We start from the raw sequence: 16,501 nt of genomic DNA on the forward strand, positions 1-16,501 counted from the left end.
CACGGCGATGGAGCTCGGCGGCAGCGCCCCTTTCCTTGTCTTCGACGACGCCGACCTGAACGCCGCGGTCGACGGTGCTGTGGCCGCGAAGATGCGCAACATCGGCCAGGCCTGCACCGCCGCCAACCGGTTCCTCGTCCAGCGGGGCATCGCAGACGAATTCGGCACCCGCCTCGCCGAACGCATGGCGGCACTGCCGGTCGGCCGCGGCACCGACGACGGTGTCGTGGTCGGACCACTGATCGATCGGGCTGCGATCGACAAGGTCGCCGGTCTGGTCGACGACGCCACCGCTCGCGGCGCGACCGTCGTCCTCGGCGCCGAGCCCCTCGACCGGCCGGGCTTCTTCTACCCCGCCACAGTGCTGACCGGTATCCCGGACGATGCCGCCATGTGCCACACCGAAGTCTTCGGTCCCGTCGCGGCGATCAGTACCTTCGATACCGAGGACGAAGCCGTGCGGCGCGCCAACGACACGCCCTACGGCCTCGTCTCCTACGTCTACACCGAGAATCTCCGACGAGGCCTGCGCGTGAGCGAGGCGCTCGAAACCGGGATGGTGGGCCTCAACCAGGGCGTCGTCTCGAACCCCGCCGCGCCGTTCGGCGGTGTGAAGGAGTCCGGGCTCGGACGCGAGGGCGGATTCGCCGGGATCGACGAGTTCCTGGAGACGAAGTACATCGGCGTGGCGCTGTAGTCGTGCACAGGCCGGGTTTCGATGGTGGCGCCCCAGGGCATTCGCTTGGAGACAGTGTCGCCGACCGATGAGGCAATCATGATCAACAACAACGACATCGACGCCCTCGCCCACGCCACGGCATACGGACCGGACGGCAACAAGCTCGGCAAGGTCGGCGAGGTCTACCTCGACAACCGGACGGGTGAACCGGGCTGGATCACGGTCGTCACCGGACTGTTCGGCACACGCCGTCACTTCGTGCCGATCGACTCGGCGAACCTGGACGGCACCGGGGTGCATCTGCCCTTCGACAAGGACACCGTCACCGGCGCCCCGAACATCGACGAGAACGGTGAGCTCACCCCCGGCGAGGAGGACGAGCTGTACCGCTACTACCAGCGTGCCGACACCGATTCGGACACCTCCCGGGGGGTGGCCGCCGACGACCGGCCGCACGCGGGAACGAGTCTGAGGGAAACGACCACGCCGCCGACCAGCGGACCTTCGAATGCCGGACCTTCGAATGCCGGACCTTCGAGCGCCGGACCTTCGAGCGCCGGACCTTCGAGCGCGGGAACACCGAATACGCCGGTGTCCGGAAGTTCCGGCAACCTCACGCCCGACTTTGCCCGCGAAAGCATCGCGGGCAACTACCATCCGAGCAGCACTCAGCGCGACGAGCCGTTGGAGCACTCACNGCCNGGCAACACCGCGACCACACCGTCCACACCCTCGGGGACCGCTGCATCCGGACCGGGATCGAGCGGCGGGCTCGTCGGCCCCGGACCGACCGGACCGCGCCACGCCGAGCAGGACACACGCACGGATTCCGGCAGCAAGACCGGCACCTCCGGATCCGAAGACAAGAAGCGCACGGAGGACAAAGAGAAAACGGAGTCCGGAGAGCCTCGTAAGCCGCGCCTGGTCCGGCGCGTCGTCACCACCGAGTACTACACCGATGAGCCCGGGGACGACGCACGCTGATCGCTCGAAACGCGACCATCGACGGGAGGATTCGCTACCATCGCGCCTGTGACGAGCAGACCTGCGCAAACGCCGCAACTGCGCGATCTTGTGCTGCTACGCCGCGTGCGCGACCGGATCGACCGGCACTATGCGGAACCACTTGATGTCGAGGCCCTCGCGCGCGGCGTGAACATGTCGGCCGGTCATCTCAGCCGGCAGTTCCGCCGCGCCTACGGCGAGTCGCCGTATTCGTATCTGATGACACGACGTATCGAGCGCGCGATGACGCTGCTGCGTCGGGGCGACCTCAGTGTCACCGATGTCTGTTTCACCGTCGGGTGCTCGTCGCTCGGCACCTTCAGTACCCGGTTCACCGAGTTGGTGGGGGTGCCGCCCAGCGTCTATCGGCGTGAGGAGGCCCACGCGACGGCCGGTATGCCGGCGTGTGTCGCCAAGCAGGTCACCAGACCGATCAGGAATCGAGAAGCGCCGGCGCCCGAGCCGCATCTAGCGTGATGGCCATGGACATCACCATTCATTCGAGCTTCCTTCCCCACACCGACCCGGACGCATCGCTGACCTTCTATCGCGAGGCTCTCGGCTTCGAGGTGCGCAACGATGTCGGATACGACGGGATGCGCTGGATCACCGTCGGCCCGCCCGGGCAACCCGACACCAATATCGTCCTCGAGCCGCCGGTGGTGGACGGGTGCGGCATCACCGACGACGAGCATCGCACCATCACCGAGATGATGGCCAAAGGAACCTACGCCGGCATCAATCTGTCGGCCGCGAACCTCGACGCCACCTTCGAAAAGCTCGAGGCGAGCGGCGCCGAAATCGTCCAGGAACCGATGGACCAGCCGTACGGTCTGCGCGACTGTGCCGTGCGGGACCCCGCCGGAAACCTCATCCGCATCCAGCAACGCCGCTGAGCCCGAACACGATTCGAGCGAAGCAGATCCCGAGAGGGGACACCGATGCAACAGAGGACACGCAAGTCCCGTGGGCCCGGCGCGGTGTCGCGGTGGATGGAACACACGGCGAATGCCCGGGCGAAGCGCAAGATCCGGCGAGGACACGGCAAGTTCATGGGCATGGACGTGCTGATCCTGCACACCGTGGGACGCCGTAGCGGTCGGCCGCGCGAAACTCCGCTGATGCACCTGCCCGATGGGGAACACGCCGTGCTGGTCGTCGCGTCGGGCGGAGGAGACCGCAACCCGGACTGGCACGCCAATCTGGTAGCCCATCCGGACCAGGCCTCGATCGAATTGCCCGGCCGCGAGCCTGTGCCCGTGACACCGCACGAGCTCGAGGGCGCCGAGCGGGAACGGGCGTGGCAGCGTGTTGCTGCGGCGCAGCCGCGCATCGCCAAGTATCAGAGCAAAGCCGGACGAAGGTATCCCCTGATTCGACTCACTCATCGGTGAGCGCAGGCGGATCGACACAGGGAGATGCGATGAGCACGGGCACCGGAACCGACACGAAGACGAGCGGGCAGTCCCCCGCGCCGCACGCCGCCGACACCCACGACCTGATTCGCGTGCACGGCGCCCGCGAGAACAACTTGAAAGACGTCGACCTCGAGATCCCCAAGCGCCGATTGACGGTGTTCACGGGCGTTTCCGGTTCGGGTAAGAGTTCACTGGTGTTCGCCACGATCGCCGCCGAGTCGCAGCGGCTGATCAACGAAACCTACAGCGCTTTCGTCCAGGGCTTCATGCCGACGCTGGCGCGCCCGGACGTCGACGTGCTCGAGGGTTTGACGACGGCGATCATCGTCGACCAGGAACGGCTGGGCGCCAACCCGCGTTCCACGGTCGGAACGGTCACCGACGTCAATGCGATGCTGCGCATCCTGTTCAGCCGGCTCGGAAAGCCCCATATCGGTTCGCCCCAGGCATTCTCGTTCAACGTCGCGTCTATCAGCGGGGCCGGCGCGGTGACCACCGAACGCGCCGGACGGACTGTGAAAGAGCGGCGGAGCTTCAGCATCACCGGCGGTATGTGCCCGCGTTGCGAAGGGATGGGCAAGGTTTCGGATTTCGACCTCTCGGCACTGTACGACGACAGCAAATCGCTCAACGAGGGTGCGCTCACCATCCCCGGATACACCATGGACGGCTGGTACGGCCGCATCTACCGGGGCTGCGGCTGGTTCGATCCCGACAAACCGATCCGCAAGTTCACGAAGAAGGAACTCGACGCTCTCCTCTACAAGGAAGCGACGAAGATCAAGATCGAGGGAATCAACCTGACGTACCTGGGCTTGATCCCGCAGATCCAGAAGTCGTTCCTGTCCAAGGACCGCGAGGCGATGCAGCCGCACATCCGCGCGTTCGTGGACCGGGCGATCACCTTCGACACGTGCCCCGCCTGTCACGGCACCCGGCTCAGCGAGGAAGCCAGGTCGTCGAAGATCCAGGGGAAGAACATCGCCGATCTGTGCGCAATGCAGATCAGCGATCTCGCCGAGTGGATGCGCGGCCTCGACGAACCGTCGGTGACCCCACTGCTCACGGCCTTGATCGACACACTCGACTCGTTCGTCGAAATCGGGTTGGGCTACCTCGCTCTCGAGCGTTCGTCGGGGTCGTTGTCCGGTGGTGAAGCGCAGCGCACCAAGCTCATCCGCCATCTCGGTTCTTCACTCACCGACGTCACCTATGTCTTCGACGAGCCGACGATCGGCCTGCATCCGCACGATATCCAGCGAATGAACACCCTTCTGCTGCAACTTCGGGACAAGGGCAATACCGTGCTCGTCGTCGAGCACAAGCCCGAGGCCATCGCGATCGCCGACCATGTCGTGGATCTCGGCCCGGGCGCAGGCGTCGACGGTGGCGAAGTGGTGTTCGAGGGCACCGTGGAGGACCTGCGGGCATCGAGCACCCTCACCGGCAAGCACCTCGACGACCGGGCGACGCTGAAACCGTCGGTCCGGACCCCCTCGGGTGCGCTGGAGGTGCGCGGCGCGAACACGCACAACCTGCAGAACGTCGACGTGGACATCCCGCTCGGCGTGCTCGTGGTGATCACCGGTGTCGCCGGGTCGGGTAAGAGCTCCCTGATCAACGGCTCGGTAGCGCGGCGCGAGGGAGTGGTCTCGATCGACCAGGGCGCGATCAAGGGGTCGCGGCGCAGCAATCCGGCGACCTACACCGGCCTGCTCGACGCCATCCGGAAGGCATTCGCCAAGGCCAACGGTGTGAAACCCGGACTGTTCAGTGCCAACTCGGAGGGCGCGTGCCCCAACTGCAACGGTGCCGGCGTCATCTACTCCGACCTGGCGATGATGGCCGGTGTCGCGACGCCGTGCGAGGTGTGCGACGGCAAACGATTCATGGTCGAGGTACTCGAGTACAAGTTCGGCGGCAAGGACATCAGCGAGGTACTCGAAATGTCGGTCGCGCAGGCCGAGGAATTCTTCGGCTCCGCAGACGCGAAGATCCCGGCCGCCCACAAGATACTGGTGCGCCTGGCAGATGTGGGGCTCGGCTACATCAAGATCGGGCAGCCGCTCACGACGTTGTCCGGCGGCGAACGGCAGCGTCTCAAGCTCGCCACCCACATGGGTGAGAAGGGTGACGTCTACATCCTCGACGAGCCCACCACCGGCCTGCATCTTGCCGACGTCGAGAACCTGCTCGCACTGCTGGACAGACTCGTCGACTCCGGCAAGTCGGTCATCGTCATCGAGCATCACCAGGCGGTCATGGCCCATGCCGACCGGATCATCGACCTCGGCCCCGGAGCCGGCCACGACGGCGGCAACATCGTCTTCGAAGGCACGCCCGCGGAACTCGTGGCGGCGCGCTCGACCCTGACCGGCGAGCACCTCGCGGAGTACGTCGGGGCATGAGTCAGGGGGCGTGAGTCAGGCCATCGTGCCGTGTGTCGCGACGAAGACCAGGAACACGACGAACAGCGCGGTGATCCCGAGAACGGCGCCGCCGAGGGCTTCGCGGTGGTTCGTCGCCAGACCCTTGTCCACGCGCGCCAGCCCGATCCAGCCGCATGCCACCGCTATCAGTGCCGCGGGGACGGAAACCAGATCTCCGACGATGGGGACGAACGCGAAGACAGCGGCGAAGATGCCTACGACCAGAGCCGTGTGCCCCACACCGTTGAGGGGCAGCGGTCGTGTGGACCGAGTCTTGGGCATAACGGCTCCCGAAGCGCTGGAAGCGGGCACGTTCGCCCATGATCGCACAACACCGTCGCCCACCCTGGCTCGATCGACGATTGCGATCCCCTCGTCTACAGCCAGGTGTCCTCGGATGCCGTGGTGAGGAAAGCCTCGAGGTCGTCGCGCCACGGTGCGGGTGTGGTCTTCTCCGGTTCGATTCCGGTGTACTGCCCACGGTAGAACAACAGGGGCCGTTCCTGCTCGTCATGGACTTCGCTCAACGAGGCGACACGGCCGAACACCACCCAGTGGTCACCGCCGTCGTGCACGGTTTCGACGGTGCAGTCGATGTGGGCGAGCGCTCCGGTGAGGACCGGCGATCCGAGCCGCGACGGGGTCCAGTCCACCCCCGCGAACTTGTCGGGCTCGCGGGAGCCGAACCGCGCGCACGTGTCGCGCTGGTCCTCCGCGAGAACGTTGACGCAGAACCGGCCGGACCGCTCGATCGCCGACCACGACCGGGACTGCTTGGTCGGGCAGAACAACACGAGCGGCGGATCGAGCGACAACGCCGCGAACGACTGGCAAGCGAAACCGACGGGCTTGCCGTCGTCGATCGTGGTGATGATGGTGACGCCGGTGCAGAATTGACCGAGCACGGTACGAAACACCCTCGGATCGACCGCACCGGCACCATCGTCGGTTGTCGTGCCGTCGGTGGTCACGGCCGGAATCCCACCGAGAAGTCGTGGCCCCACAGGCTCACCGCGGTCGATTCGCGGGCGACCCATCCCTGATCGTCCTCCACCTGCAGTCCCTCGCAACCGAATTCGACGTCGAATCCGCCGGGGGTCTTCATGTAGAACGAGAGCATCTTGTCGTTGACGTGCCGACCGAGCGTGGCCGACATCTTCACCTTCTTCCGCAGCGCGCGGTCGAGGGCGAGACCGACGTCGTCGGAGTTCTCGACCTCGATCATCAGGTGCACGATGCCGCTGGGCGTGGGCATCGGCATGAACGCCAGGCTGTGGTGGCGCGGGTTGCAGCCGAAGAAGCGCAGCCATGCGGGCTTGCCACCGGCCGGCCGGCCGACGATCTCGGGCGGCAGCCGCATCGAGTCGCGGAGCCGGAAGCCGAGGACGTCGCGGTAGAACCGCAGCGATTCCTCGTCGTCGTGCGTCGAGAGGACGACATGGCCGAGCCCCTGTTCGCCGGTGACGAACCTGTGCCCGTACGGGCTGACCACGCGACGGTGTTCGAGCGCGGCGCCGTGGAAGGCTTCGAGGGTGTTGCCGGACGGGTCGGTGAACACGACGAGTTCGTCGACGCGACGGTCGGCGATCTGCTCGGCGGTGCCTTCCTTGAAGGGCACACCCGCTGCGGAGAGGTTGTCGCGGATCTCCTGAAGGTCGGCGGCATTCGCGGTTTCCCATCCGGAGACGAGAAGCCGGTCGGATTCGTGCGGTTCGATCACCAGACGTGCAGGAAAGTCGTCCATGCGCAGGTACAGGGCCTCGGGGTTCGAGCCCTTGCCCTCGACCATGCCGAGCACCTTGAGACCGTAGTCGCGCCACGCGGCCATGTCGGTGGCGCCGATACGCAGGTACGCCAGAGAGCGGATACCCATCAGGCACCTCCATCGGTCAGGAAATCGGCAGTGAGACGGTTGAATTCGTCGAACTTCTCGAGTTGGGCCCAGTGGCCGCAACCACCGAAGACGTGCAGTTGAGCTCGCGGAATCATCTTCAGGGCCACCAGCGCCCCGTCGAGCGGGTTGACGCGGTCTTCGCGGCCCCAGATCAACAGGACGCGCTGACGCAACTTGTAGGCGTCGCGCCACAGCATGCCCTTCTCGAACTCCCCGCTGGAGAAGGACTTTCCCATCGCCTTCGCCGCGGCCAGCGACTCCGGTGTGCTCGCAGCGGCGAAGCGCTCCTCGACCAGTTCCGGGGTGACGAGGGACTGGTCGAACACCATGATCCGCAGGAATGCCTCGAGGTTTTCGCGAGTCGGGCGGTAGCCGAACTTGCCCAGGTTCTTCACGCCCTCGGTGGGGTCGGGCGCGAACAGATTGACGCTCAGACCGCCGGGGCCCATGAGCACGAGCCGGCCGGCGCGGTCCGGATAGTCGAGCGCGAATCGGACCGCGGCGCCGCCGCCCAGCGAATTGCCGAGCAGGTGCACACGCTCGGTGATGCCGAGGGTGTCGAGCAGATCCTTCAGGGCCGACGCACTGTGCACGAAGTACTGCGGGTGCTCGGTCGGCTTGTCGGACTTGCCGTAACCGGGCTGGTCGACGGCGAGCACGTGGAACTGCTGAGCCAGCACCGGAATGTTCTTGGCGAAGTTCGACCACGAGGACGCGCCCGGACCGCCCCCGTGCAGCAGCACGATCGTGGTGTCGTTACCGACCCCCGCCTCGTGGTAATGCAGGCGCAGGTCGTCACGGACCTGCGCGAAACGAGAGGTGGATTCGAAGGTGATCTCTTCTGTCACAGTCACTTCGGAACTCCCTAGACCATCGTGTCGGTGAGCGGGAGACCGAATTCGGCCGCACCGAACATCACGTATGCGCGCTCGGCATCATTGGCCGCGTGCACGCGGCCCGCGTGCGCGTCGCGCCAGAACCGCTGGATGGGGGTGCCGTTGGCGAGCGCGGTGGCGCCGGAGTTCTCGAAGAGCCGATCGATCGACGTGATGGCGCGGCCGGTCGCGCGCACCTGGTCGCGGCGGGCCCGGAGCCGGAGTTCCATCGGGATTTCCTTACCGGCAACGAGATAGGCGTATTCGTCGGCGACGTTGCCCGAGAGTTGACGCCATGCGGCGTCGATATCGCTGGACGCTTCGGCGATGCGCACCTTGGCGAACGGATCGTCCTTGGCCTTCTCGCCGGCGTACGCAGCGCGGACGCGCTTCCCCTGGTGCTCGACGTGGGCGTCGTACGCGCCGTACGCCATCCCGACGATGGGCGCCGAGATGGTGGTGGGGTGAACGGTGCCCCACGGCATCTTGTAGACGGGTGCGGTGTTGCGCTCGAGGCCCGGCGAAGCGTAGTCGTTCATCGCCTTGAAACCGAGGAAGCGGTGGCGCGGCACGAAGACGTCGTCGACGACGACCGTGTTGGAACCGGTGCCCCGCAGCCCGACCACGTTCCACACGTCGTCGATCTTGTACTCGGAGCGCGGAATCAGGAAGCTGCCGAAGTCGACCGGCCGTCCGTCCTTGATCACCGGGCCGCCGACGACCACCCAGGAGGCGTGGTCGCAACCCGAGGACCACGCCCAGGAACCGTTGACCTTGTACCCGCCGTCGACGACCTCGCCGGCGCCCATGGGCGCGTACGAGGACGAGATGCGCACGTCGGTGTCTTCGCCCCACACCTCTTCCTGGGCCTGTTGCGAGAACAGGGCCAGGTGCCAGTTGTGGACGCCGATGATGCCCGAAACCCAACCGGTGGAACCGCATGCGCTCGCGATGTTGCGTACCGCGGTGTAGAAGGTGACCGGGTCGGCCTCGTAGCCACCCCACTGCGACGGTTGCAGAAGCTTGAAGAAACCCGCTTCCTGAAGTGCCTTGACCGATTCGTCGGGAAGTCGGCGCAGATCTTCGGCTTCCTGCGCGCGTTCTCGCAGGCTGGGCAGCAGGGCGTCGATCCGCTGCAGTACCTCGTGGCTCTCGTGGTCACCCACTGGACGCTCCCGTCTGTGTCCGAATTGATCGCTCTGTTCGAGACTAGAACATGTTCCTATTCATGTCGAGACCACTTGCTTTTCGCAGGTTCCCGCAGCTTTCAGAAGGACCAAAGTCCTCGAAAGCTTTCGTACAGGACCAGAGTTCTATAACGTGTTCTACCAAGAATCCGGAAGGAAGTGAGCGGACATGGCACAGATTCGCGAAATCGACGTCGGAGAGGTCCGGACGCGGTTCGCGCGGGGCTGGCACTGCCTCGGACTGAGCGGCGCGTTCAGGGACGGCAAGCCTCACGCTGTCGAAGCCTTCGGCACCAAACTCGTGGTGTGGGCCGACAGCAAGGGCGACCTGAAGGTGCTCGATGCCTACTGCCGTCATATGGGTGGCGATCTCAGCCAAGGCGAGATCAAGGGCGATTCGGTGGCGTGCCCGTTCCACGACTGGCGCTGGGGCGGCAACGGCAAGTGCACCGAGATTCCCTACTCGCGCCGTGTCCCGCCGCTGGCCCGCACGCGTGCGTGGACCACGATGGAAAGACACGGCCAGCTGTTCGTGTGGAACGACCCGGAGGGCAATGCGCCACCGCCGGAGGTCACGATCCCGGAGATCGAGCAGTACGGGTCCGGCGAGTGGACCGACTGGACGTGGAATCAGATCCTCATCGAGGGTTCCAACTGCCGCGAGATCATCGACAACGTCGTGGACATGGCGCACTTCTACTACATCCACTACGCCTTCCCCACGTTCTTCAAGAACGTCTTCGAAGGGCACGTCGCAGAGCAGTACCTCAACACCCGTGGCCGGCCCGACAAAGGCATGTCCACGCAATACGGCGTGGAATCGACACTCGAGTCGTACGCCGCGTACTACGGCCCGTCCTACATGATCAACCCGATGACCAACAGCTACGGCGGGTATCAGGTGGAGTCGGTGCTCATCAACTGCCACTACCCCATCACGCAGGATTCGTTCATGCTGCAGTACGGGATCATCGTCAAGAAGCCGACAGGCATGTCCGACGAACAGTCGGCGAAGCTGGCGGCGAAGTTCACCGAGGGCATCGGCGAGGGGTTCCTCCAGGACGTCGAAATCTGGAAGAACAAAACGAAGATCGAGAACCCGTTGTTGTGCGACGAGGACGGACCCGTCTATCAACTGCGCCGCTGGTACGAGCAGTTCTACGTGGACGTCGCCGACGTCACCGAGAAGATGACCGGCCGTTTCGAATTCGAAGTCGACACGGCGAAGGCCAACGAGGCCTGGGAAAAGGAAGTGGCCGAGAACCTCTCGCGACGAGACGCCGACCGGTCACAGCAGGAAGCAGAGGTCTGACGATGGGCGCCTCGACCCGAGCAAGCAGATGGGCCAAGTCGCCGGACTTCGCCGGTCGGCCCGACCGGGTCGAGGCCATCGCAGCCCAAACCGCCATAGACAAGATCAACTACCTGGATTCGGGTCAGCACGAGGTCACGTGCCGCGAGTGCGGCACGTGCGTGCTGGTGCGCAAGAACAGCTACAAGCACACGAGCGTGCAGTGGCAGGACGATCCCGACACCGTCTGTCCCACCTTCCGCGACACCGGGATCGCCGCCGGCACGTCGATCACCCCACGCGAAGGGTGCCCGCAACTGCAGGCGAGCATCGAACAGGCGGTGCTCGACGGCCGGATCACCGTACCGGACTGACGGCTCCTGCACGCCGGCCGCCGACATCCCGGATCGAGACCGGGTCAGTCCACACTCGTCGTGCGGACGACCATGTTCCCGGCAGACTCGGCGGCGCGGCGGGAACGGGACAGCACGAGCCCACCGAGATTGATGCCGATCTGCCCCAGCACCAGAGCGATGATGGCACCGGCACGCCCGCTTCCGGTACCGAATCCCCCCGTGGAGCCGGCCAGATGCAGCACGCCGAGAACGACCGTAGTCAGCCCCGCGACCAATGCCACGAGGGCCCCGGTTCGTCCGTTGCCGCCTCCGATGCGCCCCGTGCTGCGGGCAAGTGCGAGACCCCCGACCACCACGCTGAGCAAGCCGAGCACGGCGACCATAGTTGCTGCGAACCGTCCGGAGCCGGGGCCGTAACTACCGGCGGCGACGGACAGATCCGAAGCCGCAAGAGCGACGAAGCCGTACATTCGAGATTCCTTTCAGGAGTGACCGGATGACACTCCCGATCCTGACGGCTCGAGACCCGCGAGTCCTCCGTCAGCGGATGACATCTCCTGCGCATTTCGACGTACGCCTACCGCCACGGTTACGTTCCCGGTCGTAGGGCAATCCCGCTCCGGGAAGCTTAAAATCGCGCCATGCCGACAGGATTCGGGTCGAGCCGGCGGCGAGGGTACGCGCTGGATCTGTTTCTCGCGCTCTTCGTCACCGCGATGCAGGTTCAGGGCACCCTGTCCCGGGTGTCCGCAGAGCCGGACACGGTGCAACGGCCCCTCGGGGACTTCGGCGGTCTCGGTTACGTCCTGCTGGTCGCCGGTGGAATCGTCGTGGCTCTGCGGCGCCGTGTCCCGGTCCTGGTCTTCGTGGTTACCGCCCTGGCCAGCCTGGTGTACTACACGATGGATTTTCCCGACGGGCCGGGCTGGCTGGGGCTTTTCGTCGCGCTCTACACCCTCACTGCGTACGGCGACGGGCGCCGCACGCTGGTGATCGCGGGGATCGGCACAGCGGTGCTGGCGGTCGGGTGGTTGGCCGCCGCCGCGGACCTCGAGCCGCGCGCCGCGATCGGGTGGGTCTTCTTCCGGATCGGGGCATCGGTGATGAGCGCTGCCCTCGGCGAGTCGGTTCGCACGCGTCACGTCATCGCCGCCGATGCCGTGGAGCGCGCCGAGCTGGCCGAAAGGACTCGTGAGCAGGAGGCGAGGGCCCGGGTCGACGAGGAGCGACTCCGGATCGCCCGGGAGGTCCACGACACGGTCGCGCACGCGATCGCCATCATCAACGTGCAGTCGGGCGTGACCGCCCATCTGCTCGACAAGCGGCCCGAGGGTACGCGTGAGGCCCTGAAGTCGATCGAACGAACCAGCTCGCAGGCCCTGCAGGAGATGCGGTCGATCCTCGGCGTCCTGCGNGGCGAACACGACGGGTGCACGCCGTACCCCGGCCTCGGACAGCTCGACGAGCTGATAGCAGCCTCGTCCCACGCCGGACTCGACGTCGTGGTCGAAGGTGCGCCGCCGGGGGCCTCACTGCCGACCGCGGTGGACAGTGCCGCGTATCGGATCGTGCAGGAGTCGCTGACCAACGTGATCCGCCACGTCGGCCCGACACGGGTGACCGTGGGAATCGACTACGGACCCGACTCGCTGATCGTGCGGGTGACCAACCGGGATGATGCCCCCGGACGGGACACGACCCGGGCCGCTGCCGTGGGGCGCGGTCTCCTCGGCATGCGCGAGCGGTGCCAACTGCTCGGTGGTGACTTCGACGCCGGCCCGATCGACGGTGGCGGGTTCTCGGTCGCTGCGCGTCTGCCCCTTCCGCCCTCGGTGGGGGCTGCACGATGACCGGCGACGCCCCGATCAGGGTGCTGCTGGTAGACGACGAAGTTCTTGTGCGGTCGGGCTTCAAGGCCCTGCTCGACGCCGAGGACGGCATCGAGGTCGTCGGCGAAGCGACCGACGGCGCCCAGGCGGTCGAGAGGACACTCTCCACGCGGCCCGATGTCGTCCTCATGGACATCCGGATGCCGCGGGTGGACGGCATCGAAGCCACCCGGAAGATCGTCACGACACCCGGACTGCAGCACGTCCGGATTCTCATCCTCACCACCTACGACACCGACGCGTACGTTTTCGGCGGACTCGAGGCAGGTGCCAGCGGCTTCCTGCTCAAGGACGCCGGGCCGCCGGAACTGCTCCACGCCATACGCGTCGTCGCAGCGGGCGAATCACTGCTTGCGCCTCGGATCACGCGTCGCCTGATCTCCCAGTTCACCGCGCACCGCAAGGCCGACCGGGCGGCCGAGGAACGCCTCGCGGTACTCACCGAACGAGAGCGAGAGGTGCTTGCGCTGGTCGGACAGGGCAAGAGCAACAGTGAGATCGGCGCCGAACTGTTCCTCAGCCCCGCGACGGCCCGCACGCACGTCAGTCACGCCATGGTCAAGCTCCACGCCCGTGATCGAGCACAATTGGTCGTCATCGCCTACCGGACGGGCCTGGTCACTCCCTGAACGGCTGTCGGCACTCCCCGGGTTCAGGCGGACCGCTTTTCGCGCTGAAGCTCGAGAGCGATGTCGATCAGCTGATCTTCCTGACCGCCGATGAGCTTGCGTTTGCCGGCACGGACCAGAAGTTCGGCCGCCGACACGTCGTACCGCTCGGCCTGCCGTTCCGCGTGGCGCAGGAAGCTCGAGTACACCCCCGCGTAGCCCATCATCAGTGCTTGGCGGTCGAGGAGGCACTCCTTCGGCATCACCGGACGCACCACGTCTTCGGCGGCGTCGGCGATCGCGAAGAAATCGATGCCGGTCTTGATGCCGACCTTGTCGCACACCCCGACCAACGCCTCGACCGGGGTGTTTCCGGCACCGGCACCGAACCGTCGGGCCGAACCGTCGATCTGCTTGGCTCCGGCCCGGATGGCGGCTATCGAATTGGCCACGCCCAGACCGAGATTCTCGTGTCCGTGGAAGCCGACCTGCGCGTCGCGGCCCAACTCGGCGACGAGTGCTTCGACGCGTTCGGTGACCTGCTCGAGAACCAGCGCGCCGGCGGAGTCCACGACGTATACGCACTGGCACCCGGCGTCGGCCATGATGCGGGCCTGCTGCGCGAGCGTCTCGGGGCTGACGGTGTGCGCCATCATGAGGAATCCGACGGTTTCGAGACCGCGGTCGCGGGCGAGACCGAAGTGCTGGATCGATACGTCGGCCTCGGTGCAGTGCGTCGCAATGCGACAGATCGACGCGCCGTTGTCCTGCGCTTCGACGATGTCGTCCTTGATGCCGACGCCCGGCAACATGAGGAACGCGATCTTCGCGCTCTGCGCGGTATCCACGGCGATCCTGATCAATTCCTGCTCGGGGACCTTCGAGAAACCGTAGTTGAACGACGAGCCGCCGAGGCCGTCACCGTGGGTGACCTCGATAACCGGCACACCCGACAGGTCGAGGGCGGCAACGATCGCGCGGACCTCCTCACGGTCGAACTGATGCCGCTTGTGGTGCGATCCGTCGCGGAGCGATGTGTCGGTGACGCGGATGTCCCACGCCGGATCGAAATGAATGTTCTCGTCGAGAAGAGCCATGGTGTTCACGCTTTCACTGCAAGCAGGTCGCGGGCGATTTCCTCGCCCACCTTGGTGGCGGCCGCGGTCATGATGTCGAGGTTGCCCGCGTACGGCGGCAGGAAGTCACCGGCGCCTTCCACCTCGATGAACGTGGTGACGGTGGCGTGCCCGCCGGAGACGACACTCGGATCGTCGAACTGCGGTTCGTTGAGCAGTCGGTAGCCCGGTACGTACTGCTGGACATCGGCGACCACCCGGTGAATGGAGTCGGTGATCGCGGCGCGATCGGCATCCTCCGGGACGGCGCAGAAGATGGTGTCGCGCATGATCATCGGCGGGTCGGCCGGGTTGAGGACGATGATCGCCTTGCCGCGCTGCACGCCACCGATGGTTTCGATACCGCGACTGGTGGTCTTGGTGAACTCGTCGATGTTCGCGCGGGTACCCGGGCCGGCGGATACGGAGGCGACGGACGCGACGATCTCGGCGTACGGCACGTCGACGATGCGGGAGACGGCGTAGACGATCGGGATGGTCGCCTGCCCACCGCACGTGATCATGTTGACGTTGGGCACGTCGAGATGCGCGTGCAGATTGGCAGGCGGCACCACTGCGGGTCCGACGGCGGCAGGTGTGAGGTCGATGGCGCGGATACCGGCGGCCGCGTATTTCGGGGCTGCGTCCCGGTGCACGTATGCGCTGGTTGCCTCGAAGACGAGATCGGGTTTCTCGGATTGTGCGAGCAACCACTCCACACCCTCGGCGGATGTCTCGAGGCCGAGCGCACGCGCCCGCGCGAGGCCTTCGCTGGCAGGATCGATGCCGATCATCCAGCGGGGCTCGAGCACCTCCGAGCGCTGCAGCTTGTAGAGCAGGTCGGTGCTGATGTTGCCGGATCCGACGATTGCGACACTTGCTTTGGTCATTCGATGTGCTCCTGGCTCGAAATTCGGGCGATCACAGGAGTGACCGTCATACGAAGTGCAGAGATACGGTGCCCAGCCCGGTGAAATCGGCGAAGAACTCGTCGCCGGGGCGGGCGTCGATGGCCCGCGTGCACGACCCCGGCAGCACGATGTCGCCTGCCTTCAGGCGCACACCGAAGCTGTCGACCTTGCGGGCGAGCCAGGCGACGGCGGTGACCGGATTGCCCAGCACTGCGTCGCTGCGCCCCTCGGCGATGCGCTCGCCGTTGCGCGTGAGGACCGCGTCGATGTTCTTGATATCGATGTCGCGCGGCGCGACTCTTCCGGTACCGAGCACCCACCCCGCCGACGAGGCGTTGTCGGCGATCGTGTCGGCGAGACCGATCTTCCAGTCCTTGATGCGGCTGTCGATCAGTTCGATCGACGGGGCGAAGGCGACGGTCGCGTCGAGCACGTCGTCCTCGGTGCAGTTCGCGCCCGGCAGGTCCTTGCCGAGAACGAAGGCCACCTCCACTTCGACGCGCGGAAAACAGTAGCGAGACGTGTCGAGTGGTCTGTCCTCGAAGATCTCCATGTCGTCGAGGAGATGCCCGTAGTCGGGTTCGTCGACGCCCATCATCTGCTGCATCGCGAGCGACGACAGTCCCACCTTGTGTCCGACGATGCGCGCCCCGGCCGAGGTCCGGCGTCCGATGTTGACGAGCTGGATCTCATAGGCGTCGACGACGTCGAGGCCGGGATATCGCGTCACGAGCGGATCGATCGGCACCCGGTCGCGTTCGGCCGCCTCGAGATCCTCCGCGAGTTCGTTCCGCTGCGTCGTCGGAAGCATGGGTCTCTTTCCTGTTCTGGAACGCGTTTCTGC

Annotated in this window: 19 protein-coding genes; 10 read left to right on the plus strand and 9 right to left on the minus strand. The window is 65.9% G+C overall.

Annotation, left to right across the window (positions count from 1 at the left end):
* The 6 genes from Q8814_RS10785 to Q8814_RS10810 all read left to right on the plus strand — a co-directional run.
* A partial coding sequence (locus Q8814_RS10785) for an aldehyde dehydrogenase family protein (RefSeq protein WP_330152010.1) occupies window positions 1-697 on the plus strand: 697 nt, incomplete at its 5' end.
* Window positions 698-775: 78 nt separating this feature from the next.
* On the plus strand, window positions 776-1,663 hold the full coding sequence (locus Q8814_RS10790; RefSeq protein ID WP_330152011.1) for a PRC-barrel domain-containing protein: 888 nt from the start codon (window positions 776-778) through the stop codon (window positions 1,661-1,663).
* Window positions 1,664-1,711: 48 nt separating this feature from the next.
* Window positions 1,712-2,161: a helix-turn-helix transcriptional regulator gene (locus tag Q8814_RS10795; RefSeq protein WP_330152012.1), complete on the plus strand. Its 450-nt coding sequence runs from the start codon at window positions 1,712-1,714 to the stop codon at window positions 2,159-2,161.
* Between the two features lie 5 nt (window positions 2,162-2,166).
* Complete coding sequence (locus Q8814_RS10800) at window positions 2,167-2,580, plus strand: VOC family protein (RefSeq protein ID WP_330152013.1); 414 nt, start codon at window positions 2,167-2,169, stop codon at window positions 2,578-2,580.
* A gap of 45 nt (window positions 2,581-2,625) precedes the next feature.
* A complete protein-coding gene (locus Q8814_RS10805) occupies window positions 2,626-3,078 on the plus strand; it encodes a nitroreductase family deazaflavin-dependent oxidoreductase (RefSeq protein WP_330152014.1) in 453 nt (150 codons plus the stop codon).
* Window positions 3,079-3,107: 29 nt separating this feature from the next.
* Window positions 3,108-5,510, plus strand: coding sequence for an excinuclease ABC subunit UvrA (locus tag Q8814_RS10810; protein ID WP_330152015.1), 2,403 nt, complete (start codon window positions 3,108-3,110; stop codon window positions 5,508-5,510).
* Between the two features lie 15 nt (window positions 5,511-5,525).
* Here Q8814_RS10810 and Q8814_RS10815 read toward each other — a convergent pair whose 3' ends face one another.
* The 5 genes from Q8814_RS10815 to hsaA form a co-directional block, all read right to left on the minus strand.
* On the minus strand, window positions 5,526-5,813 hold the full coding sequence (locus Q8814_RS10815; protein ID WP_330152016.1) for a hypothetical protein: 288 nt from the start codon (window positions 5,811-5,813) through the stop codon (window positions 5,526-5,528).
* Between the two features lie 95 nt (window positions 5,814-5,908).
* Entirely contained in the window at window positions 5,909-6,511 is a 603-nt protein-coding gene (gene hsaB / locus Q8814_RS10820) for a 3-hydroxy-9,10-secoandrosta-1,3,5(10)-triene-9,17-dione monooxygenase reductase subunit (RefSeq protein ID WP_408015878.1), read from the minus strand.
* A complete protein-coding gene (hsaC, locus tag Q8814_RS10825) occupies window positions 6,499-7,404 on the minus strand; it encodes an iron-dependent extradiol dioxygenase HsaC (RefSeq protein WP_330152018.1) in 906 nt (301 codons plus the stop codon). Before hsaC ends, hsaB begins: the two co-directional genes overlap by 13 nt.
* Window positions 7,404-8,279, minus strand: a complete 876-nt coding sequence (gene hsaD, locus Q8814_RS10830) for a 4,5:9,10-diseco-3-hydroxy-5,9,17-trioxoandrosta-1(10),2-diene-4-oate hydrolase (protein ID WP_330152019.1) — start codon at window positions 8,277-8,279, stop codon at window positions 7,404-7,406. The genes hsaC and hsaD overlap by 1 nt, the downstream gene beginning before the upstream one ends.
* An 11-nt stretch (window positions 8,280-8,290) precedes the next feature.
* The gene (hsaA, locus tag Q8814_RS10835; protein WP_330152020.1) at window positions 8,291-9,466 is read right to left on the minus strand and encodes a 3-hydroxy-9,10-secoandrosta-1,3,5(10)-triene-9,17-dione monooxygenase oxygenase subunit; all 1,176 of its coding nucleotides are present in this window, start codon (window positions 9,464-9,466) and stop codon (window positions 8,291-8,293) included.
* A 190-nt stretch (window positions 9,467-9,656) separates the two neighbouring features.
* Here hsaA and Q8814_RS10840 point away from each other — a divergent pair, with 190 nt between their 5' ends.
* Both Q8814_RS10840 and Q8814_RS10845 read left to right on the plus strand, forming a co-directional pair.
* The gene (locus Q8814_RS10840; RefSeq protein ID WP_330152021.1) at window positions 9,657-10,799 is read left to right on the plus strand and encodes a Rieske 2Fe-2S domain-containing protein; all 1,143 of its coding nucleotides are present in this window, start codon (window positions 9,657-9,659) and stop codon (window positions 10,797-10,799) included.
* Window positions 10,800-10,801: 2 nt separating this feature from the next.
* A complete protein-coding gene (locus tag Q8814_RS10845; RefSeq protein ID WP_330152022.1) occupies window positions 10,802-11,152 on the plus strand; it encodes a hypothetical protein in 351 nt (116 codons plus the stop codon).
* A 44-nt stretch (window positions 11,153-11,196) separates the two neighbouring features.
* On the opposite strand, the gene Q8814_RS10850 is transcribed toward Q8814_RS10845, so the two are convergent.
* Complete coding sequence (locus Q8814_RS10850) at window positions 11,197-11,604, minus strand: DUF6223 family protein (RefSeq protein ID WP_330152023.1); 408 nt, start codon at window positions 11,602-11,604, stop codon at window positions 11,197-11,199.
* 171 nt (window positions 11,605-11,775) lie between these two features.
* Between Q8814_RS10850 and Q8814_RS10855 the strand changes: the two genes are divergently transcribed.
* A complete protein-coding gene (locus tag Q8814_RS10855) occupies window positions 11,776-12,984 on the plus strand; it encodes a sensor histidine kinase (protein ID WP_330152024.1) in 1,209 nt (402 codons plus the stop codon).
* A complete protein-coding gene (locus Q8814_RS10860) occupies window positions 12,981-13,652 on the plus strand; it encodes a response regulator transcription factor (protein ID WP_330152025.1) in 672 nt (223 codons plus the stop codon). Before Q8814_RS10855 ends, Q8814_RS10860 begins: the two co-directional genes overlap by 4 nt.
* A 23-nt stretch (window positions 13,653-13,675) precedes the next feature.
* Here the strand turns inward: Q8814_RS10860 and dmpG are convergent, their stop codons facing one another.
* Genes dmpG through Q8814_RS10875 form a run of 3 tightly spaced genes read right to left on the minus strand, consistent with a single transcriptional unit; the run spans window position 13,676 to window position 16,468 of the window.
* Entirely contained in the window at window positions 13,676-14,728 is a 1,053-nt protein-coding gene (gene dmpG, locus Q8814_RS10865) for a 4-hydroxy-2-oxovalerate aldolase (RefSeq protein WP_330152040.1), read from the minus strand.
* Between the two features lie 5 nt (window positions 14,729-14,733).
* Window positions 14,734-15,636, minus strand: a complete 903-nt coding sequence (locus Q8814_RS10870; protein ID WP_330152026.1) for an acetaldehyde dehydrogenase (acetylating) — start codon at window positions 15,634-15,636, stop codon at window positions 14,734-14,736.
* Window positions 15,637-15,682: 46 nt separating this feature from the next.
* Window positions 15,683-16,468: a 2-keto-4-pentenoate hydratase gene (locus tag Q8814_RS10875; RefSeq protein WP_330152027.1), complete on the minus strand. Its 786-nt coding sequence runs from the start codon at window positions 16,466-16,468 to the stop codon at window positions 15,683-15,685.
* Window positions 16,469-16,501: the final 33 nt, after the last annotated feature.

The sequence above is a fragment of the Rhodococcus chondri genome, assembly GCF_036327435.1.
In the GTDB taxonomy this organism is placed as follows: domain Bacteria; phylum Actinomycetota; class Actinomycetes; order Mycobacteriales; family Mycobacteriaceae; genus Rhodococcus; species Rhodococcus chondri.